General features: G+C 63.7%; 16 protein-coding genes and 1 tRNA gene. 5 read left to right on the top strand and 12 right to left on the bottom strand.

The features are described 5' to 3' along the window. The first annotated feature begins 113 nt into the window (after window positions 1-113). Window positions 114-974 carry a bifunctional methylenetetrahydrofolate dehydrogenase/methenyltetrahydrofolate cyclohydrolase FolD gene (folD, locus tag BGI01S_RS04340; protein ID WP_042322736.1) on the top strand — a complete coding sequence of 287 codons (861 nt, stop codon included), beginning with the start codon at window positions 114-116 and terminating at the stop codon, window positions 972-974. A 158-nt stretch (window positions 975-1,132) separates the two neighbouring features. Here the strand turns inward: folD and BGI01S_RS04335 are convergent, their stop codons facing one another. Then, complete coding sequence (locus BGI01S_RS04335) at window positions 1,133-2,248, bottom strand: acyltransferase family protein (RefSeq protein WP_042324368.1); 1,116 nt, start codon at window positions 2,246-2,248, stop codon at window positions 1,133-1,135. A 313-nt stretch (window positions 2,249-2,561) separates the two neighbouring features. Between BGI01S_RS04335 and BGI01S_RS04330 the strand changes: the two genes are divergently transcribed. Further along, complete coding sequence (locus BGI01S_RS04330) at window positions 2,562-4,673, top strand: M3 family metallopeptidase (protein ID WP_042322733.1); 2,112 nt, start codon at window positions 2,562-2,564, stop codon at window positions 4,671-4,673. Between the two features lie 162 nt (window positions 4,674-4,835). Here the strand turns inward: BGI01S_RS04330 and BGI01S_RS04325 are convergent, their stop codons facing one another. Further along, window positions 4,836-6,128: an amidohydrolase family protein gene (locus BGI01S_RS04325; protein WP_042322731.1), complete on the bottom strand. Its 1,293-nt coding sequence runs from the start codon at window positions 6,126-6,128 to the stop codon at window positions 4,836-4,838. Between the two features lie 202 nt (window positions 6,129-6,330). On the opposite strand from BGI01S_RS04325, the gene BGI01S_RS04320 reads away from it, so the two are divergent. Then, window positions 6,331-7,029 carry an aspartate/glutamate racemase family protein gene (locus tag BGI01S_RS04320; protein WP_042322728.1) on the top strand — a complete coding sequence of 233 codons (699 nt, stop codon included), beginning with the start codon at window positions 6,331-6,333 and terminating at the stop codon, window positions 7,027-7,029. Window positions 7,030-7,167: 138 nt separating this feature from the next. Here BGI01S_RS04320 and BGI01S_RS04315 read toward each other — a convergent pair. Both BGI01S_RS04315 and BGI01S_RS04310 read right to left on the bottom strand, forming a co-directional pair. Continuing rightward, a tRNA-Met gene (locus BGI01S_RS04315) sits at window positions 7,168-7,244 on the bottom strand. 102 nt (window positions 7,245-7,346) lie between these two features. Continuing rightward, window positions 7,347-7,634 (bottom strand): hypothetical protein, encoded by a 288-nt coding sequence (locus tag BGI01S_RS04310; protein ID WP_042322727.1) that lies wholly within the window; start codon window positions 7,632-7,634, stop codon window positions 7,347-7,349. Between the two features lie 294 nt (window positions 7,635-7,928). Here BGI01S_RS04310 and xth point away from each other — a divergent pair, with 294 nt between their 5' ends. Next, entirely contained in the window at window positions 7,929-8,705 is a 777-nt protein-coding gene (gene xth, locus BGI01S_RS04305; RefSeq protein WP_042322725.1) for an exodeoxyribonuclease III, read from the top strand. A 94-nt stretch (window positions 8,706-8,799) separates the two neighbouring features. Here the strand turns inward: xth and BGI01S_RS04300 are convergent, their stop codons facing one another. From BGI01S_RS04300 to glnA, 4 genes are all read right to left on the bottom strand, one after another. Then, window positions 8,800-10,953, bottom strand: a complete 2,154-nt coding sequence (locus tag BGI01S_RS04300; protein WP_042322723.1) for a prolyl oligopeptidase family serine peptidase — start codon at window positions 10,951-10,953, stop codon at window positions 8,800-8,802. Between the two features lie 156 nt (window positions 10,954-11,109). Further along, window positions 11,110-12,618, bottom strand: a complete 1,509-nt coding sequence (ntrC, locus tag BGI01S_RS04295; protein ID WP_042322720.1) for a nitrogen regulation protein NR(I) — start codon at window positions 12,616-12,618, stop codon at window positions 11,110-11,112. A 34-nt stretch (window positions 12,619-12,652) separates the two neighbouring features. Continuing rightward, window positions 12,653-13,795: a nitrogen regulation protein NR(II) gene (gene glnL / locus BGI01S_RS04290; protein ID WP_042322717.1), complete on the bottom strand. Its 1,143-nt coding sequence runs from the start codon at window positions 13,793-13,795 to the stop codon at window positions 12,653-12,655. A gap of 197 nt (window positions 13,796-13,992) precedes the next feature. Further along, on the bottom strand, window positions 13,993-15,408 hold the full coding sequence (glnA, locus tag BGI01S_RS04285) for a type I glutamate--ammonia ligase (RefSeq protein ID WP_042322714.1): 1,416 nt from the start codon (window positions 15,406-15,408) through the stop codon (window positions 13,993-13,995). A 440-nt stretch (window positions 15,409-15,848) separates the two neighbouring features. Between glnA and BGI01S_RS04280 the strand changes: the two genes are divergently transcribed. Further along, window positions 15,849-16,313 carry a rhodanese-like domain-containing protein gene (locus BGI01S_RS04280; protein ID WP_042322712.1) on the top strand — a complete coding sequence of 155 codons (465 nt, stop codon included), beginning with the start codon at window positions 15,849-15,851 and terminating at the stop codon, window positions 16,311-16,313. Between the two features lie 277 nt (window positions 16,314-16,590). Here BGI01S_RS04280 and BGI01S_RS04275 read toward each other — a convergent pair whose 3' ends face one another. The 4 genes from BGI01S_RS04275 to BGI01S_RS04260 all read right to left on the bottom strand — a co-directional run bounded on the left by BGI01S_RS04275 (window position 16,591) and on the right by BGI01S_RS04260 (window position 20,537). After that, complete coding sequence (locus BGI01S_RS04275) at window positions 16,591-17,424, bottom strand: competence/damage-inducible protein A (RefSeq protein ID WP_042322710.1); 834 nt, start codon at window positions 17,422-17,424, stop codon at window positions 16,591-16,593. Window positions 17,425-17,453: 29 nt separating this feature from the next. Then, window positions 17,454-18,287, bottom strand: a complete 834-nt coding sequence (locus BGI01S_RS04270) for an EI24 domain-containing protein (RefSeq protein WP_042322707.1) — start codon at window positions 18,285-18,287, stop codon at window positions 17,454-17,456. Between the two features lie 159 nt (window positions 18,288-18,446). Next, a complete protein-coding gene (locus BGI01S_RS04265; RefSeq protein WP_042322703.1) occupies window positions 18,447-19,454 on the bottom strand; it encodes a sterol desaturase family protein in 1,008 nt (335 codons plus the stop codon). 66 nt (window positions 19,455-19,520) lie between these two features. Then, window positions 19,521-20,537: a YVTN family beta-propeller repeat protein gene (locus tag BGI01S_RS04260; protein ID WP_042322702.1), complete on the bottom strand. Its 1,017-nt coding sequence runs from the start codon at window positions 20,535-20,537 to the stop codon at window positions 19,521-19,523. Window positions 20,538-21,081: the final 544 nt, after the last annotated feature.

Below are 21,081 nucleotides of genomic sequence, written 5' to 3'. Positions count from 1 at the left end.
CGCCGCGCGCTTTTCAGGTGCCGACCCGTTCCCGCTGAAAAACGCCATCGCGTGGCATGCCCTGAGCCTCCGCGCCCTGCTCCGCTTTCCAAACTGCCTATCTCGACCCGACCATGACAGCCAAACTGATCGACGGCCTAGCCCTTTCCAAGACCCTGCGCGCCGACGTCGCCGCGCGCGCCGCCGCCCTCACCGCCCGCGGCCACCAGCCAGGGCTCGCCGTCGTGCTGGTCGGCGACAATCCGGCCAGCGAAGTATATGTGCGCAACAAGGTCAAGGCCTGCCAGGACAACGGCCTCGGCTCGTCGTTCGACCGTTATCCGGCCGACCTGCCGGAAGCCGACCTGCTTGCGCGTATCGACGAGCTGAACCGCGATCCGCGCATCCACGGCATTCTCGTGCAACTGCCGCTGCCGAAGCACATCGACAGCCACAAGGTGATCGAGGCGATCGCGCCGGAAAAGGACGTCGACGGTTTTCACGTCGCCAACGCCGGCGCGCTGATGACCGGCCAGCCGCTGTTCCGCCCCTGCACGCCGTACGGCGTGATGAAAATGTTCGACGCGTACGGGATCGATCTGAAAGGCGCGAACGCGGTGGTGATTGGTCGCTCGAACATCGTCGGCAAGCCGATGGCGCTGCTGCTGCTCGAAGCCGGCGCGACCGTGACGATCTGCCATAGCAAGACGCGCGACCTCGCCGCGCACACGCGCAACGCCGACGTGGTGGTCGCCGCCACCGGCCTGCGCAACATCCTGACCGCGGACATGGTGAAGCCGGGCGCGACAGTGATCGACGTCGGCATGAATCGCGACGACGCCGGCAAGCTGTGCGGCGACGTCGACTTCGCGGGCGTCAAGGAAGTGGCCGGCTACATCACGCCGGTGCCGGGCGGCGTCGGCCCGATGACCATCACGATGCTGCTTGTGAACACGATCGAAGCCGCCGAGCGCGAAGCGGACGCGAAGGCGTAATCGCGGCAAGCGCAAACAAAGCCGGCGCAGTGCGTGCGCCGGCTTTTTTTGTTTCTCGGCAAGGGACTTGCTGGAAACGCAGACGTCCCGCTTTACGACGCAAGTTTCACGCGCGAGGCGATGGCGCGCAGCGTTAACCCAGCGCGTCTCAGTACGCCTCACCGCGCCGCCTGATCCCCCGCAGCCATGGCCGTCGCCAGTGGTCTGCGCTGCGGCGCAAGCCGCGTGCGACACCACGTCAGCACCGGCCGCTCCACGAAGTGCCACGACAGCGCCGCGCTCGCAAGGATCAGCGGCGCCGCGATCACTAGCGACGTCACATGACTCAACTGCGGCGCCAGATTCGCGATGCACTGCTGCACCATGAACCCGTACAGATAAATGCCGTACGAGTAATCGTGACGCGGCACGAAGCGCCGCAACAGCGGCGTCGTCCCCACCCACAGCACGCCGTACACGAAGGCCAGGTAGAACAGCGGCTGCGCGCCGGCCGTATCGCGAAAGACCAGAAAGACCATCGCGAACCCCAGCGCCGTCAGACCGCTGATGTCGACCCGCTCGCGCCAGCCGTACAGCAGCATCCCCAGGATGAAGAACGGCTCCGGCCAGAACGAATAGCCGTTGGCGGTATGGCTGAAATCGCGCACGCCCAGTTGCAGATGCGGAAGATGCACGCGCAACACGATCGCGGCGGCGCCGAGCGCCACCGCCAGCAGCACGCCGCGCGGCGTGGACAGCAGCCCCAGCATGCCGGTCACGAGCACGATCAGATAGCAGCGCACTTCGAGCGGCAGCGTCCACAGCGTCGCGCAGATCTCGTGCGGCATACGGTTGTGCTCGAACACGCCCGGCAACGTCCAGCGGGTCTTCAGCACAATGGTGGAAAAGTTGTCGAGGTTCGCCCACGTCATCCCGGAGGCGAAGTATTCGCGCAGCGGCAGCGTCGTGAAAAGCGGCCCGATGATAAACACCGTCACGACCGAGCCGACCGCCACCGCCGGCCACAGCCGCGCAATCCGCAACGCGATGAAGCGTGGCCCCGAGCGTTGCCGGTCGTAGCTGGCCGTCACCAGCATGCCGCTCAGCAGAAAAAAGGCGTAGACGCCGAACGCGCCGAAACCGTCGAAGCCGAGTGCGTTCTGCACCCAGTCGGTCGCGCCATCCGGTGCCTGGAGCAGATACGAATGCCCATACACGACGGCCACGGCGGCCAGCAGTCGCACGAGGTCGAAGTTGTTGCCGTTGCGCTTTAAAGCGCGCGAAAGCGGGTTCATCGACACCTCTGACAAAAAATGTCGCAACTCGCAGCGACACGCCACATTGCGGCACAGCAACAATCGTCACCGTTCGCTTTCGCACAAAAACGCAGAGTGCGTACTGTGGCGACGGTGTGCGGCTCGGCCTAACCTGCCTGCACAAGCCGGGCGATTCGCGCACGCGGCCGCCACATCTGATAATTTGTCTGCCGACGGATTGGAATTGGCGCGTCCCGCCCCAATAATGTTCATACCGGCAGCCATAGGGCGACCTTGCGCGTGCCCGTCGATTTACCGATTACCCGTTCACCCGCGTCAGACAGGAAGCCTCATGTCCACTATCTCCTCGCATCACGACAACCCGCTCCTCGATTTCTCCGACCTGCCGCGCTTTGGCGACATTCGCCCCGAACACGTGACACCCGCCCTCGATGTGCTGCTCGCCGACGCGGCCGCCGCCGTCGAGCGCGCCGCACTGCCGATCACGCCCGCGTCGTGGGCCGACGTGGTCGAGCCGGTCGAGCGCGCTACCGAACCGCTGTCACGCGCGTGGAGCGTGATCGGCCATCTGAACGCCGTCGCCGATACGCCCGAGCTGCGCGCCGTGTACGGCGAGAACCTGCCGCGCGTCACCGAATTCTGGTCGAGCGTCGGCCAGAACCTCGCGCTGTACGAGAAGTACAAGGCGCTGAACGCAAGCAGCGATTTCGCGTCGCTGACCGGCGAGCGCAAGAAGATCCTCGGCAATGCACTGCGTGATTTCCGTCTGTCGGGCGCCGAATTGCCGGAAGACCAGAAGCCGCACTTCGCCGAATTGCAGGAAAAGCAGGCAGGGCTGTCGAAGGCGTTCTCGGACCACGTGCTCGACGCGACCAACGCTTACGCGTACATCGTCGCAGCAGGCGATGAAGCGCAACTGGCCGGCCTGCCCGAAGACGTGATCGAAGCCGCGAAGGAAGCGGCCGAGCGCGAAGGCAAGACCGGCTACAAATTCACGCTGCACTTCCCGTCGTATTTCCCGGTGATGCAGTACTCGGAAAATCGTCCGATGCGCGAAGCGATGTACCGCGCGTACGTGACGCGCGCGTCCGAACTCGGCGCGCAGTACGGCAACGGCAAGCCCGAATGGGACAACACGTCGGTGCTCGCCGAGCAGTTGAAGCTGCGCGCCGAAGAAGCGCACATGCTTGGCTACGCAAACTTCGCCGAAGTGTCGCTCGCGCCGAAGATGGCCGAATCGCCCGCGCAAGTCATGAGCTTCCTCGAAGACCTCGCCACGCGCGCGCGACCGCACGCGGAACAGGACTGGAAAGAGCTGCGCGAATTCGCCGCAAACGAACTCGGCATGACCGATCTGCAACCGTGGGACATGACGTTCGCCGCCGAACGTCTGCGTCAGAAGCGCTATTCGTTCTCCGAGAACGAGGTCAAACAGTACTTCCCCGAAGACGCCGTGTTCAAGGGTCTCTTCAAGGTCACGGAGACGCTGTTCGGCGTGCGTATCCGTCGCGACGAAGCGGCCGTGTGGCATCCGGACGTGCGCTTCTTCCGCGTCGAGAATCAGGACGGCGGTCTCGTCGCGCAGTTCTACCTCGACCTGTATGCACGCGAAGGCAAACGCGGCGGCGCCTGGATGGACGACGCGCGTGGCCGTCACAAGCACACGCACGGCGGGGTGCAGACGCCGGTCGCGTACCTGACCTGCAATTTTTCGGCGCCGGTTGGCGGCAAGCCCGCCTGCTTCACTCACGACGAAGTCATCACGCTGTTCCACGAGTTCGGTCACGGGCTGCATCACATGCTCACGCGCGTCGATGAACTCGGCGTGTCGGGCATCAACGGCGTCGAGTGGGACGCGGTCGAACTGCCGTCGCAGTTCATGGAGAACTTCTGCTGGGAGTGGGACGTACTCTCCGACATGACCTCGCACGTCGAAACGGCGAAGCCGCTGCCGCGCGATCTGTTCGACAAGATGCTGGCCGCGAAGAACTTCCAGAGCGGTCTGGGCACGCTGCGCCAGATCGTGTTCTCGATGTTCGACATGCAACTGCATACCGGCTTCGACGCGAGCGGCACGAAGAGCGCCACCGAACTCGCGAGCGAGATCAACGAGCGCTTCCACGTGGTGCCGCAAGCGCCGTTCTCGCGTTGGCCGAACACGTTCAGCCATATTTTCGCGGGCGGTTATGCGGCGGGTTACTACAGCTACAAGTGGGCCGAAGTGCTGTCCGCCGATGCGTACGCCGCGTTCGAAGAAGCGGCGCAAGCCGCGAGCGGCAGCGTGCTCGATCAGGCGACCGGCATGCGCTATCGCAAGGAGATTCTGGAGGTGGGCGGCAGCCGTCCGGCGATGGAATCGTTCAAGGCGTTCCGTGGCCGCGAGCCGAACATCGACGCGTTGTTGCGCCATAACGGCATGACGCCGGGCGCGGCGGTGCATTGATCGGTTGATGCATCGGGCGGCGCGTCTTGAACGCCGCTCGTCGTAATGAAAACCGGCAGCCTGTGTGAACAGGTTGCCGGTTTTTTTATGCGCTCACGCTTTGCCTACGCACGCGCCCATCATGCGACGCGAAGTGACGCGACTCCACTACGCACCGGCGAGCTACCCGCGATGCAACTTGAAATCCACCTGAGCCGGCCGCCCTTCGAGCGACAGCGCCGCACGCGCGGCCGGCGCGCGGCTCACTACCTTGCCACGGCTCACCACTGCGAGCCGCGCGGCGCGCAAGCGGATCGCCTCGACCGGATCGCGCGCGTCGAGCAACACGAGATTAGCCGCGCATCCCGGCGCGACGCCATAACCTTCGAGGCCGAGAATGCGCGCGGCATTCACCGTGACCGCATCGAAGCACGCGTGCATCCCGTCGACGCCCGTCATCTGCGCGACGTGCAAGCCCATGTGCGCGACTTCGAGCATGTCGCCCGAACCGAGGCTGTACCACGGGTCCATCACACAGTCGTGGCCGAACGCGACGTTGATGCCGGCCGCCATCATCTCCGGCACGCGCGTCATGCCGCGCCGCTTCGGATACGTATCGCTGCGGCCCTGCAACGTGATGTTGATGAGCGGATTCGCGATCGCGGCGACGCCCGACTCGCGCATCAACGGCAGCAGCTTGCTGACGTAGTAGTTGTCCATGGAGTGCATCGACGTCAGATGCGAGCCGGTGACTCGCCCCTGCAAACCGAGCCGCTGCGTTTCGGCCGCGAGCGTTTCGATGTGACGCGATAGCGGATCGTCCGATTCGTCGCAATGCATGTCGACGCGCAAGCCCTGCTCCGCCGCGAACTCGCACAGCAGGCGCACGGACTGCGCGCCGTCGGCCATCGTGCGCTCGAAATGCGGAATGCCGCCGACCACGTCGACGCCCATCGCGATCGCCCGCTTGAGGTTCTCGAACGCGCCGGCGCTGCGCAATATGCCGTCCTGCGGAAACGCGACCAGTTGCAGATCGAGATACGGCGCGACCCGGCGCTTTACTTCGAGCAGCGCCTCGACCGCGAGCAGGCGCGGATCGCACACGTCGACGTGGCTGCGGATCGCCAGCAGGCCGCGCGCGACCGCCCAGTCGCAATACTGGAGCGCGCGCCCGACCAGCGCTTCCTGCGTCAGATCGGGTTTCAGCTCGCCCCACAGCGCGATGCCTTCGAGCAGCGTGCCCGACGCGTTCACGCGCGGCAAGCCATACGACAGCGTCGCGTCCATGTGGAAATGCGGATCGACGAACGGCGGCGTGACGAGCGAGCCCGCCGCGTCGATTTCTTCGGCCGCGCTCGCGGCCAGCTTCGGCTCGACGGCGACGATGCGCCCGGCATCGATGCCGATGTCGACCGCTTGTCCATCCTGCGACGCGGCGCTGCGCGGCAACATCGCGCGGCGGATGATCAGGTCCATGTATCGCTCCTTTGACCGCTTCTGACTGGTTACGATTCTATCGGCGACAGAAAGGTCGTGCGGCGTTTTATCGGGATGCCCGTACCGGCGCGCGGCGCGCAATCCGTACCGGCTGCGCGCCACGCCGTGCGCCTATACTCGGCGTTCGAGACGGTCGATGCCGGGTCTTCCGGCAGCCGTCACCCGTTCACGGAGTTGGCCTATGAAAACGATCGGCGTGATCGGTGGGATGAGCTGGGAGTCGTCCACCGAGTACTACAAACTCCTCAACCGTCACGCGAAGGCGCGTCTCGGCGGCCATCACAACGCACGCAGCCTGATGCTGACCGTCGACTTCGCGCCGATCGAGGCGAACCAGCGCGCGGGCGACTGGGCCGCGCTCGGCCAACAGATGGCCGATGCCGCGCTGCACCTCGAACGCGGCGGCGCCGATCTGGTGATGCTCGCGACCAACACGATGCATCGCGTGTACGAATCGATCGAGCAGGCAATCACAGTGCCGTTTCTGCATATCGCCGATCCGACCGGCAACGCGCTGCGGGCGGCGGGCATCGAGCGGGTGGGTCTGCTCGGCACACGCTATACGATGGAGCAGAGCTTTTACACGGGACGCCTGCGCGAGCGCTACGGGCTCGAAACGCTGGTCCCCGATGAAGCCGGACGCGCGGACGTGCATCGCATCATTTACGACGAGCTATGTCACGGCCACGTGCAGGATGCGTCGCGAGCGGTATATCAAGGTGTGATCCAATCGTTGGCCGCGCGTGGCGCTCAGGCGGTGATTCTCGGCTGCACCGAAATCACGTTGCTGATCAAGCCGGAAGATTCCGCGCTGCCGGTGTTCGACACGACCGCGCTGCATGCGCAAGCGGCGGTGGAATGGGCGATTGATTCGGACTGAGCGGACGAGTCAAAGAATCAGTGAGCGTCGCTACGCGTGCGGCTGATCGCACGCGCGCACAGCGAGAAAAAGGCCTAAAAACAGCGCTGAAAGTTAAAAAGCCCGCGTGGCTTGCGCCAGCGGGCTTTCAACAAAACTTGGTTGCGGGGACAGGATTTGAACCTGTGACCTTCGGGTTATGAGCCCGACGAGCTGCCAGACTGCTCCACCCCGCGTCAGAGAAAAAAGATTATATCTGGCCGATCGTGGAACGTCAAACATTCGTGTGAATTATTCTCTAACAGGGTGCACACCCAGGCGCTCGCCCGTGATGCGAGTCAAAGATCCTGGACCGTCGCGCCTTCCACCTTGCCATCGATGATGTCCGCGCCGTACTGGCTCGCACTGCGTTTGGCCACGCCGAAGTCCGCGATCGTCGCGGGTAGCACGAGGCGAAACACGCGGCTCGCCTTCGAACCGCTGATGGCTCCAGGACGACACACGCGCACCGCGACGTCATACCCTTCGGCATCGCGCTTGTGGCCGTCGAATTTGTCGAATGATCGCGAGAAAACCAGCGGATGCACTTCGAAGTCCTTATAAAGGGCTGGGTATAGTTCGGCCATGATGACTCTCCGACTCGCAAGCGTGCGAATGTGTATGTGATCCCACTATACGCCGCGACGTGGTTGGCTCGCGCCTTTATTTTCGCCGCGCGACGTGGCCAATTTTCACCGGCCCCGCTCGCGCGCGATAAGATGCGGGGCTATCGGAATCGCCTGCGGAATCGACCGCATCATCGGCCGCGCCATGAGTCGAATGGCCATCGTCACGACGACGCGCGGCACACCGGGGCGCTCGAGCAAAACGCGGGGTCGAGGCCCCCACGAAACCTTGCCCAGCAAGACTGTGAGAATGTCATGAAAATCGCCACCTGGAACGTCAACTCCCTTAAAGTCCGCCAGCAACACGTGATCGACTGGCTCGAATCCAGCGGCACCGACGTGCTGTGTCTCCAGGAACTGAAGCTGCCCGATGAAAAATTCCCGCGCGCCGAACTCGCGGAAAAAGGCTACCGAAGCTGGTATGCCGGTCAGAAGACCTATAACGGCGTCGGCATCCTGGTGCGCGACGGTCTGGACGTCGACGAAAGCAGCATCGTGCGCAACATTCCCGGCTTCGAAGATCTGCAGCAACGCGTGATCGCGGCAACCATCGACGGCGTGCGCATCATCTCCGCCTACTTCCCCAACGGCCAGGCGCCGGGCACCGAGAAGTTTGAGTACAAGCTGCGCTGGCTCGCCGCGCTGCACGACTGGATCGCGAGCGAAATGGCGCTGCACCCGAAGCTCGCGCTGCTCGGCGACTACAACATCGCGCCGGACGATCGCGACGTGCACGACCCGAAAGCATGGGAAGGCCAGAACCTGGTGTCGCCTGAAGAACGCGCGGCGTTCGTGCGGCTGATCGAACTCGGCCTGCTCGATGCGTTCCGCCAGTTCGAACAGCCGGAGAAGATCTACTCGTGGTGGGACTATCGGATGATGGCGTTCCGCCGCAATGCCGGGCTGCGCATCGATCACATCCTGCTGTCGAAACCGTTGGCCGATGTGTGCTCGGCGTGCGACATCGACAAGGTGCCGCGCAAGTGGGAGCAGCCGTCCGATCACGCGCCGGTCTTCGCGCTGCTCGGCTGAGCGTTCGATTCGGCTCGATTCGATCCGACTCGATTCTGTTCGGGCGTGATGCGACGCGCGGGTAACGCCTCGCATCACGCGAGGCAGGTGCGCGTCACGCCGTCGCTTCACCCTGCGCTGAGCCGTTCAACACGCGCCACAAGAACTCGAACACCATCGCATCGTGCTCGGCCTGCTCCAGCTCATCGGAGCCGCCGTGCCCGCCTTCCGTGTTCTCCCGATACCAGACCCTGTCCGCGGCGGGCGCGCCCAGCGCCTGCATCCGCGCGGCCATCTTGCGCGCGTGGCCGGGATGCACGCGATCGTCGGCGGTCGACGTCGTGAACAGCACCGGCGGATACGCGACGTCCGCCGACACGCGGTGATACGGCGAGTAAGCGGCCAACGCGCGCGCTTCGTCGGGCTCGTCCGGGTCGCCGTATTCGTCGATCCATGACGCGCCCGCGTGCAGCAGGTGGTAGCGGCTCATATCGAGCAAGGGCACTTCGCACACAACCGCGCCGAACAACTCGGGACGCTGCACCATGCACGCCGCCACCAGCAAACCGCCGTTGCTGCCGCCCTGAATGCCGAGTTGCGCGGCGCTCGTCACGCCGGTGTCGATGAGCGCTTCGGCCACCGCGATGAAATCGTCGAACGCGCGTTGACGGTGCTCGCCCTGCGCCGCCGTGTGCCAGCGCGTGCCGAACTCGCCGCCGCCGCGAATATGCGCGACCACGTACACGCCGCCGCGCTCCAGCCAGCCGATGCCCTGCCCGGTCAGATAGCTCGGCAGCAACGGGATCGCGAAGCCGCCGTAGCCGCTTAGCAGACAGGGCCTTGCGGCTTGCCCGGACGTCTGAACATCGCGCGGTCCGATCACCGTGTACGGCACGCGCGTCCCATCCGCCGACACCGCATGACCTCGCGTGACCACGAAACGTGTAGCGTCGAACTGCGTCGGCCAGCGGTCGATCAGCTCCCATTCGCGCAGATCGTCACGCGCGAGATCGGCGAGCCAGTATGCCGGCGGTTGCAGATAGTCATCGGTATCGACGAACACTTCGTCGTTGAGCGTGGGCTCCACCGGCGACACGTCGGCCTGCCCATCCGCATGCGACGGAAACAGGCGCTGCTGCCAGTGCCATGCGTGATCCGGGCCTTGCGACGGCGTCCACAACGAGGTCTTGTTCTGCACATCGTCGAGGTAGGACACGATCAGATGGTTGCGCGTATGCGTCCATTCGCACGCCGACGTCAGCGGCGTCGGCATGAACAACGGCACCACGTCGCGCTCGCCGCGCAAAAACGCCTCTTCGCGAATCGCCAGCAACGCGCCGCCCGGATAATGCGCGCCCTCGCAGTCCCAATCGAGCCGCGGTTCGAGCAGCAGCCAGCCTTGCCAGCCGCCCACCGCCACGTGCGCCGGCACGTCGTACTGACGCCATGCGTCGGCGGCGCTCTCCGCGCCGTCAGCACCCCCGGCGCTGTCGAGGTAATACGTGTGCGAGTCGAAGAAATCGACGCTGCTCACGACCGTATGCCGCCACTCCACCGGATCGTAGTGTGCCTCCACGCCGATGTCGCCGAACGCGCCTCTGAACACCACCGGCGCATCGGCAAGCGCGGTGCCGCGCGTCCACCTGCGCACTTCGCGCGGATAGCCCGAGCGTGTCAGCGTCTTGCGGCCGTTGTCCCAGCCGACGTACAGCGTGTCCCGATCGATCCACGACGCGGTGTGCTTGCCGGCCTTCGCGATAGCAAAGCCGTCGTCGACGAAACGCTGCGCGTCGATATCGAACTCGCGCACCACCTGCGCGTCCGAGCCGCCCGGCGACATCGTGATCAGCGCGCGGTCGCCGTCCGGATAAAGAATGTCGAGCTCGACGCACACCCACGGCGCACCTTCGGCCGCACCGAGCGCGTCGAAATCGAGCAGGTTCTGCCAGACCGGCGCGCCGCTGCGCCATGCCGCCCACGTCGTGCGCCGCCAGATGCCGCGCGGATTGCGCTCGTCCTGCCACAGATCGTAGGCCCAATCTTTCCAGCGATCGGGAATCACCGGACGCTCGCGCGGCAGGTACGCATCGGCGAGCCGCCGCCTGAGCGACTCGAACTGCGCGCCGCTACACCACGCGGCGCGCGTGCGCGCGTTCTGCTGTTCGACCCACGCGAGCGCGGCGGGATCGTCGAGCGCTTCGAGCGACAGGAAAGGATCGGGGGAAAGCGGCCAGGAGAAAGGTGCGGAGGAAGCGAGAGGTGCGGGCATCGTCGGCTGTCGAATGAAAACAGCGTTGATTATGCCTTGTGGGAGCCTGAGCCTTGCTCAACCAGCGATAACCAGCGATATCCGGCAAACACGGGCAACAAAGAACGACGGGCGGGGCGGCTCGCACGCCGCCCCGCCCTCGCTGCGATATCGCGATCACGGCTCGAGATTGAGCTCCTGAATCTTGCGCGTGATCGTATTGCGGCCGATGCCCAGCCGCTCCGCTGCCTCGACCTTGCGTCCGCGCGTGAAGTCCAATGCCTCGCGAATCACCGCCGCTTCGAAACGGCGCGCGAGTTCGTCCATCACGTCCGCCGAGTTTTCGCGCAACAGCCGCGCGACCTCGGTGCGCAAACCGCCCTCCCATGCGCTCACCGTGGTCGCGGCCGGCAGACCCGCAGCGCCGGCCGGATGCGCCGTCGTGCTCAAACCATTGGCCGGCACACCGCCCGCGAGACTCTCGTCGCCCGCGCCGAGCGCACCGCCGCCGAGTTCGTTCGCGCCGGCTTGCGCGGGACCGAGATCGGGCGGCAAGTCCTTGATCTCGATGGTCTGCGCGGGCGCCATCACCGTGAGCCAGTTGGCGAGATTCTCCAGCTGGCGCACGTTGCCCGGAAACGGCAACGATGCGAGATACGCGAGCGCTTCTTCGGACACGCGCTTCGATTCGACGCCAAGATCGCGCGCGCTCTTCTGCAGGAAGTGCCGCGTGAGCAGCGGGATGTCCTCGCTGCGCTCGCGCAACGCCGGCAAGCGCAAGCGGATCACGTTGAGCCGGTGGTACAGGTCCTCGCGGAACAGGCCCTGACGCACGCGCGATTCGAGATTCTGGTGCGTCGCCGCGATCACCCGCACATTGGCGCGCAACGGATTGTGACCGCCGACCCGATAGAACTGCCCGTCCGACAACACGCGCAACAAACGCGTTTGCAGATCGAACGGCATGTCGCCGATTTCGTCGAGAAACAGCGTGCCGTTCTCGGCCTGCTCGAAGCGTCCCTGGCGCATTGCCTGCGCGCCGGTGAACGCGCCGCGCTCGTGGCCGAACAGTTCGGATTCCAATAGATCTTTCGGAATCGCGGCGGTGTTCAGCGCGATGAACGGACCGTTCGCGCGTGGGCTATGTCGGTGCAGCGCGCGCGCGACCAGTTCCTTCCCGGTGCCTGATTCGCCGGTAATGAGCACGGTGGCCGCCGAGTGCGACAGGCGGCCGATCGCGCGGAACATGTCCTGCATCGCCGGCGCCTGGCCGAGCATTTCGGGCGCTTCGGCGACGCGCTCGTCCCACGGCTGCTCGCCGCGCATGCTTTCGTCCACCGCGCGGCGGATCAGCTCCACTGCCTTGTCGACGTCGAAGGGTTTGGCAAGATACTCGAACGCGCCGCCCTGGAACGCGGCGACCGCACTATCCAGATCCGAGAACGCGGTCATGATGATGACCGGCAGACCCGGCACCTTGTCGCGCACGGTTTGCAGCAATTCGAGGCCGGAGCCGCCCGGCATCCTGATGTCGGACACCAGCACCTGGGGGCTCTCGTGATCGAGCGCGGCCGAGGCCTCACGGACATTCGCGAAGCTGCGGGTCGCGAAGTTTTCGCGGGCGAGCGCTTTTTCGAGCACCCAGCGAATCGATTGATCGTCGTCTACTATCCAGATCGGCTTCATATGGGTCGGTCAGAAGTCTTGAGATGCATGAGGGTTAGCAGTCGAGCGGCAGCAGAATCTGAAACTCGGTGTGGCCCGGCCGGCTCTCCACTTCGATCAGACCGTCGTGCTGTTGCACGAACGTCTGCGCGAGCGTCAGACCGAGACCGCTGCCGTCCTCGCGCCCCGACACGAGCGGATAGAAAATGCGGTCACGGATGTCCTCGGGAATGCCAGGGCCGTTGTCGGTAATATGCAAGTCCAGTGCCAGCTTACATAAGCGTTTCGAGATCGTGATCTTGCGCGCGATACGGGTGCGCAATTCAATGCGCGCATCGCCTTGCGAAATGCGTTCGCGCAATGCTTCGGCCGCGTTGCGCACGATGTTCAAAAGCGCCTGGATCAGTTGCTCCTTGTCGCCGCGCAGATCCGGCACGCTCACGTCATAATCGCGCTCGATGGTGAGGCCGCGCGGAAACTCCGCGAGAATCACCTGGCGCACGCGTTCGCACACTTCGTGAATGTTCACGTCGCCGACGATATGCGGATGACGATGCGGTTCGAGCAGGCGGTCGACCAGCGTTTGCAGCCGGTCCGATTCCTTGATGATGACCTGCGTGTACTCGCGCAACTCGTCGCGCTGACGCTCGCCGAGTTCGAACTCGAGCAGTTGCGCCGCGCCGCGAATGCCGCCGAGCGGATTCTTGATCTCGTGCGCGAGATTGCGGATCAGTTGCTTGTTGACCGCCGTGAGATCGTTGATGCGCTCCTCACGATCGGTGCGCAGATGCCGCTCGTTTTCGAACAGTTCAAGCAGCACGTAATCCTGCGCGCTCTCCAGAAAGCCGACGATCGCATGCACATGCAGCGGCTCGTGGCCCGGACGCTCGAGCACGGCATCCAGATGGGTCGCGTGAAAACGGTGTGCGGCGATCGCGGTAATGGTCGCAACCAGTTCGTCCGCATTCGAGAAGATGTCCGGCCACGTCATCTGCGTCAGTTGCCGGCGCGACATTTCCAGCATCGACTCCGCCGACGGGTTCGCGAACGCGACGCGCAGCGAGCGCTTGTCGAGCACGAGCACGACGGTCGGCAACGTTTCGAAGCCGGGCAGCAAACCGGAACTCACGAGCTGCGCATCGTCCGACAGCGACTGCTCGTGCCCTTTCCTTGCCTTGATCAGATTCTTGAGAACCATCTTGCAGTCTGGCCGGTAGGAGCTGGTGGAAAATCAGATGTCCGCGTTGATTGTGTTGCTCGTCGCCGGAGCATCGCAAAGGCTGCGATGTTGTCGGCGGGTCTAACGAAAAAGGGACGGCGCCGCCGTCCCTTCGTGACCGATCGCGAGCTTCGACCAAGCGCTTCGCCAGGTGACCGGCGAAGCGCCATGGCCGCTTACAGCGAGTAGTACATTTCGAATTCGATCGGGTGCACCGACTGACGATAGCGTTGCAGCTCGCCCGTCTTCAGTTCGATGTACGCGTCGAGCATCGAGTCCGTGAACACGCCACCGCGCGTCAGGAATTCGCGGTCCGCGTCGAGTGCGTCCAGAGCCTGGTCGAGGCCGGCACACACGGTCGGGATCTTTGCATCCTCTTCCGGCGGCAGGTCGTACAGGTTCTTGTCGGCAGCTTCGCCCGGGTGAATCTTGTTCTGCACGCCGTCCAGACCCGCCATCATCAGCGCGGAGAAGCACAGGTACGGATTCGCCAGCGGATCCGGGAAACGCGTTTCGATACGACGGCCCTTCGGGTTCGACACGTGCGGAATACGGATCGATGCCGAACGGTTGCGAGCCGAGTAAGCCAGCTTGACCGGTGCTTCGAAGTGCGGCACGAGACGCTTGTACGAGTTCGTACCCGGGTTCGTGATCGCGTTCAGCGCGCGAGCATGCTTGATGATGCCGCCGATGTAGAACAGCGCGAATTCCGACAGACCTGCGTAGCCGTTGCCCGCGAACAGGTTCTGGCCGTCCTTCCAGATCGACTGGTGAACGTGCATGCCCGAACCATTGTCGCCGACGACCGGCTTCGGCATGAACGTCGCCGTCTTGCCATACGTGTGCGCGACGTTATGGATGATGTACTTCATCTGCTGCAGCCAGTCGGCGCGTTGCACGAGCGTCGAGAACTTCGTGCCGATTTCGTTCTGGCCTTGGCCTGCGACTTCGTGGTGGTGCACTTCGACCGGGATGCCGATCTGTTCGAGCAACAGGCACATTTCCGAACGGATGTCCTGGAACGTGTCGACCGGAGCGACCGGAAAGTAGCCGCCCTTCGTGCCCGGACGGTGGCCGGTGTTGCCGCCTTCGAATTCCTTCGCCGACGACCACGGTGCTTCTTCCGAACCGATCTTGATGAAGCAGCCCGACTGATCCGTGTTCCACTGGACCGAGTCGAAAATGAAGAATTCGGGTTCCGGACCGAAGAAGGCGGTGTCGCCGAGGCCCGTGCTCTTCAGGTACGCCTCAGCGCGCTTTGCCAGCGAACGCGGGTCGCGCTCGTAGCCCTTGCCGTCAGCCGGTTCGACGACGTCGCAGGTCAGCACGAGGGTCGACTCTTCATAGAACGGGTCGATGAAGGCGGTGTTCGCGTCCGGGACCAGCAACATGTCCGATGCTTCGATGCCCTTCCAGCCGGCAATCGACGAACCGTCAAACGCATGGCCGCTTTCGAACTTGTCTTCATCGAATGCCGACACCGGCACCGAAACGTGTTGCTCTTTGCCGCGCGTGTCGGTGAAACGGAAGTCGACAAACTTGACGTCCTCGTCCTTGACGAGTTGCACGACGTCGGCCACGGATTTACTCATAACCTATCTCCTGATTAACGAATTCGGCGGATTCAGCCGCCGCCCAATCTAGCTGGTCCGTCCCGGCGCGTCCACCCTCAAACGTGGGGAATGAACAGAAATGCCTGCCGGGACAAATCGATCGGCACCAGTAAAGCAGCTTCTGTGCCATGTATGCGCCACCGCGGCGCAGAAGCAGTCTGCGCGCGCCTTGACGGGGAACCGGCGCACCGCGCTGCATGCGGCCCTCCAAATGGCGGGCCCGCACGCGCACCAAACTAGTGCGTTCGTCCGATGAGAAATACCGTTGATCCTCATTGTGGTGCATATGAGCAGAAATGCACCATATTTGCGCGCGAAGCCTGCGCCCGTGAACTCGCCGAGCTCGACGCGCAGGCCGTGCGTGCGGCACGCACGCCGCGCGCTAGAATGACCATTTGGTCCGAAGGAGATTGGCGCTCATGAGCACGCTCGAACAGTTGTACGCCCAGGCGGACGCCCGCCGCACCGAGAACCAGCTGCCCTATGCGGGCGCGGTGTCGCCCGCCGAGGCGTTCGAATTGCTGCAACTCGATCCGCGTACGCGTCTGGTCGACGTCCGCACCCGTGCCGAACTCGATTGGGTCGGCCGGCCGGTTATCGGCGATGGGCAATACGTGCACGTGGAATGGACGCGCTACCCGGGCGCGGTGCCGAATCAGGAATTCCTTGCCCAGTTGAATCAGGCGGCGTCGCACGATACGCCGGTGCTGTTTCTGTGCCGCAGCGCTGCGCGCTCGAAGCTCGCCGCGATCGCCGCGACGCAAGCCGGTTTCACGAAGGCGTACGACCTGCTGGAAGGCTTCGAAGGCGACAAGGACGGCCAGGGGCATCGGAAGACGGTGTCGGGCTGGTGCTTTCGCGGGTTGCCGTGGATCGGCGCGTAACGGCAGGTTGATTGCAGGGCGACGCCAGTCGTGGATTGCCGCTACCGGCTTTTGGTTATCAGCTCCGGTTGAATACCGGAAGCCGAATCTTCAGCCGTTGGGACAGCGGCGGTGGAAATACAGACACATCGTCGGTGCTGAATGTGTCAGCGCGATGATGGACGAAGGGTTCAATCGGAACCGGCCGAAAACGCGCTCGGCCGGTCGGACAGCAACAACATCAGCGACGACGCGGGGGCGCGCGCAGCATTGCACCCCGCTCCTCACCCGCCGCGTTTCAGCCGCGCGGCTTCGTCGCCGCGGCAGCGTCCGGTTCGACGATATCGCCGCCCAACAGATGCACGCCCTCACGCAGCTTCACGAACGCAGCCGCCACCGCCTCGGGCTCGCCCTTCACCCCGAGGTCGATGTGATGACGCGCATACACGCCGCCGCGTTCTGCATCGCCGACGCTCGGCAGACTGAACACCCGCACGCCCGGAAAATCGCGTTCGATTTTTTCCATCAGCGGCGTCAGGCGCGACTCCGGCAACTCGAACACCAGCAATGACTTCTCCGCGTGCGGCATCGCGTGATGCAGGTGCGCGTACTGCGTATCCAGCACCCACTCGATCATCGGCCACGCCATCACCGGAAAGCCCGGCACGAAATGATGATGCCGGATCGAGAAGCCGGGAATCTTGTTGTAGCCATTCGGAATGATCGTCGCGCCCTGCGGATACGTGCCCATATTCAGACGATGCCGGTTTTCCGGCGAGTCCAGATCGAGCGGCGCCGCCGCGGTCGCCGGATGCATGTCGCGAATGCGCTCCTGAATCAGCTTCGCGGCCTCCGGGTGCAGTTCCAGCGGCACGCCGAGCGCCGCCGCCGCGCATTGGCGCGTGTGGTCGTCCGGCGTGGCGCCGATGCCGCCCGTGGAGAACACGATGTCGCCCGACGCGAACGTGCGCCGCAGCGTCGCGGTGATGCGCTCAGGGTCGTCGCCGATGTACTCCGCCCAGCCGAGCGACAGCCCACGCGCGCCCAGCAATTCGATGACCTTCGGCAGATGCTTGTCGACACGCCTGCCCGACAGGATTTCATCGCCGATGATGATGACGCCAAATGCCATTTGCCGCCTCTTTCGTTTAATCAAACCAGTCAATAAGGAACCGGCGCCGTGTGATGCACACCGCCGTGCTGTTCCGCCCGCAGGCGTTGCAGCGCGCGCAAGCAGTAGTAGCCGAACCACAGCGCCGAAAACACGAGGATGAACGCATAAATCCAGATCGTGGCCGCGGTGATCACCGGGAACAGCACGATCAACCAGACCGACGACGCCCACAGCAGCGTCGGCAGCGAACCCAGCAAGCCGCTCGCGATGCCGATCAACAGCAGCGGCAGCCGGAACCGGCGCACCAACTCACGCCGCTCGTCGCGCGTCGCGTGCAGCGCGAGCGCGTCGTAGCTCATTACGCGATAGGTCAGCCAGCCCCACAGCAACGGCGGAATCAGCGCGAAGAACGGCGGGATCAGCCACAACGGCAGCGTGACGATCAGCAGCACCAGACATACCAGCGTGGTCCACAACGCCTGACCGAGGCTACCGTACCACGTTCCGCCGCGGCGCATTTCGAGCGCCGGAAAGTGACGTGCGGCCAGAAAGCGGATCACGGCGGGCATCGACAGCGTGGCGATCAGCAGCAACACCGTGACGACGATTAGCGGAATCGCCATCGCAATCACGATGAAAGGCGCGATCGCCGCGTGCAGCGCCGAAAAACCGAGCCAGTCGAACAGCCGATAGAGCGTGACCGTAAACGACCAGCTGTCGAGCCAGACCCGGGTCGACCCGATCAACGTCTGCCAGGAAAACCAGAGAATCACACCCCAGCCGACCGTCGCCGCGAGAAACGGTTTGAAGGTCAGCCAGAGCATGCGCGGGTGGAGCGCGCTGGCGAGTGCGCGCCCAAACGAGCGCAACAGATCATTCATGCGAGCCGGTGTCAGTGAACGAAACGATGGAATGGAGAGAGACGCGCCACACAGCGTCGCGAGACCTGGAGCGCGCGCAAACGTGCACAGGATAAACCACGAGACGCGCCGCCGGGGAAACCAGCGGCGGTATGGAAGCGGTGTGGCAGATACGGGAGATCAGACGGCGGCGGCGTCGTTGCTTTCGCTCGCGCCGGCGCGGCGCTTCGAGGTGAGGCGCCCCGCGATGCGCACGAACGCGAGCCAGTGCTGCGCCCAGAATCCGTCGCCGTAACGACGGCCTTCGAGTTGATCGCCGATTCCGGTCGGCTCCATGTCGCGACTCCAGGACACGCTGCGGAACAGCATGTCCCACCATGGAAACAGCACGCCAAAGTTGCAGCCGTAGTTCAGCCCCTCGTGGCCGTACCCGATTGCATGGTGACGCCGATGGAAAGTCGGGCTGACCAACAGCCGCTCGCCGAGCCAGCCGAAGTACAGACGGATGTTCGCGTGCTGCACGCTTTGCGCGAGGTTCGTGATTGCGACCAGCACGACGAACTGCGACGGCGGCACGCCGATCACCAGCGCGATGACCGCGAAGAACGACGCCTGCAGCAGATCGTCGAGCAGATGGTTGCGGTCGTCGGACCACAGCGACATCTGCTGCTGACTGTGATGCACCGCGTGCAACTCCCACCACACACCGATCCGGTGTTCCCAGCGGTGATACCAGTAGCCGGCGAAATCGAGCACCAGCAGATACATCACGAACGTCACGAGCGGCTGCGTGGTGACGCCGGGCCACAGATTGTCGAATTCGATATTCGCGATGTTGTGCAGCCGCAGCCACGCCTGCACGGTGTCGAAGAACGGCTGCAGCGCGAAGAAAAAAAACAGGTTCAGGATGCCGAGCTTGGCGATCCACGTGTAAAGCACGTCGATGCGCACCGCCTTGCGGTTCTCCCACTGCTCGACCGGCCGCAACGCTTCAAGCGGACGCAGGATCGCGTACATCGCCAGCACCTCGAGCACGCCCACGATCACCCAGTACAGGCTGTCGTAGGTGTCCTCGTCGTAGTCCATCAGGCCGAAGCGGTACAGCAGCGGCTGAACCACGTCGACATACAGCAGCGTCTGCACGGCTGAAACGAAGCTGTCGAGCGTAGAGAAAATCAGATGGAACATGGTGCTGGCCTGGTTACTTCATCCGTCATGACTTGCGTGGCGTCCGGTACGGCAACGGCGACGGCGTCAAGCGCCGTTCGGCGCCGTTACCGGCGCACGATTGAAGAAATAGATGCCGTGCGGCGAACGGCCCACGGCGATCGTCTGGATCAGCTTGCGCGTGCTCAGGTCGATGATGCCGATATGCTTCGCGAAGCGGAACGTCACCCACAGATACCGTTTGTCGGCGGAAAGTTCCATGTCGTCCGGCCCAGGCATCAAACCGGTGATGTCGCCGACGTTGGTGAGCGTGTCCTCGTCGATGATGCTGATGGTGCTCGCCACCCGGTTCGACACCGCGACGTGCTTGCCGTCGGCCAGCGAACGGAAATTGTGCGCGCCCTTGCCCGTCGGGATGGTCTTGACGATCTTCTGGTTGCGCCAGTCGACCACCGCGACGTAATCCGCGCCGGTCATGCCGACCAGCAGATACTTCTCGCCCGGCGTCATCCACAGCCCCGCCGGCACCTTGCCGACCTTCATCTTCCACTTCACGGTTTGCGTGGGCAGATCGATCGCGGCCAGTTCGCCGGAGACCTGCAGCGTGACGAACACCGTCTTGCTGTCCTGGGTGAACGCCATGTGGCTCGGCATGACCGCAAGCGGCAGGCGCGACGCCAGCGTCATCTGGTTCTTCTGGTCGTAGTGGTAAATGTCGAGACGGTCCAGGCGCAGACCGGTGGTGACGAGCCACTTGCGGTCAGGCGAAAAGCCGATCTGATATGGGTCCTCGATGTTCTCGACCCAGCGCTGCACCTGGCCCGACTTCGGGTCGACGAACATCAGATTGTTCGACACCGAGTTGGCGACGATCAGCGACGAGTTGTCCGGCGTGGCCATCAGGTGATGCGGTTCCTTGCCGGTCGGCACCGTGCCCACGACCTGACGGCTGGTCTCGTCGATCAGACTCAGTGTGGCTTCGCCGGAATTGAGCACGATCACGTTGTTGGCGTGAGCCGCGGGAGAAAAAAAGCCTGCGGCGGCGACCAGTGCCGCGCTTGCGGCGAACGTGGCAGTCAAGCCGTGAAGAAAAAATTTACGCATGAAAACTCACTTCGGAGAACAACGGTCATTGTAGAACGTTTGCCGCCGTCAGCGGGTTGACTTAGGTCGGTGCGCGGCACGTCGAGAATAACGGACGCGAGATATCGCGTCGGCGTTCCGGCGCACCTGCAGGCTCAATATGAGTCGCGACCTATGCCATTCGGCCAAAAATTAAAATAATCGCAAAGCCGGATAAATATCCATAAGAGCGAATCGGAGCATTCCTTATTTTGTTTATCGGCGCTCTCCAATTATTTAAATTAATTCAGACGGGTTATTTATCCCACCCATTTAAGATTTCGCTGATATCTACGTCCCACCGCGGAACCAGATAATCAACCGCTCATCGCCCTGACGCGCATTAACGTCACACACAGCGTGGCGCGGGCGTTCCGGACGTGCAAAAGGCACAACAGCGCGAATGCGGAAGGAGCCGCTGCCTATTTTGTCTTTATGTTTTCAGCGATTTATCAGGGCGATGAACCCTGCCCCATCGCCTTTAGTCACGCGCCGCCGTCCACTCGCACAATAACGTGGAGGTCCG

The organism is Paraburkholderia ginsengisoli NBRC 100965 (assembly GCF_000739735.1).
GTDB classification, from domain to species: domain Bacteria; phylum Pseudomonadota; class Gammaproteobacteria; order Burkholderiales; family Burkholderiaceae; genus Paraburkholderia; species Paraburkholderia ginsengisoli.
This window is presented reverse-complemented; position numbering and strand designations above follow the sequence as displayed.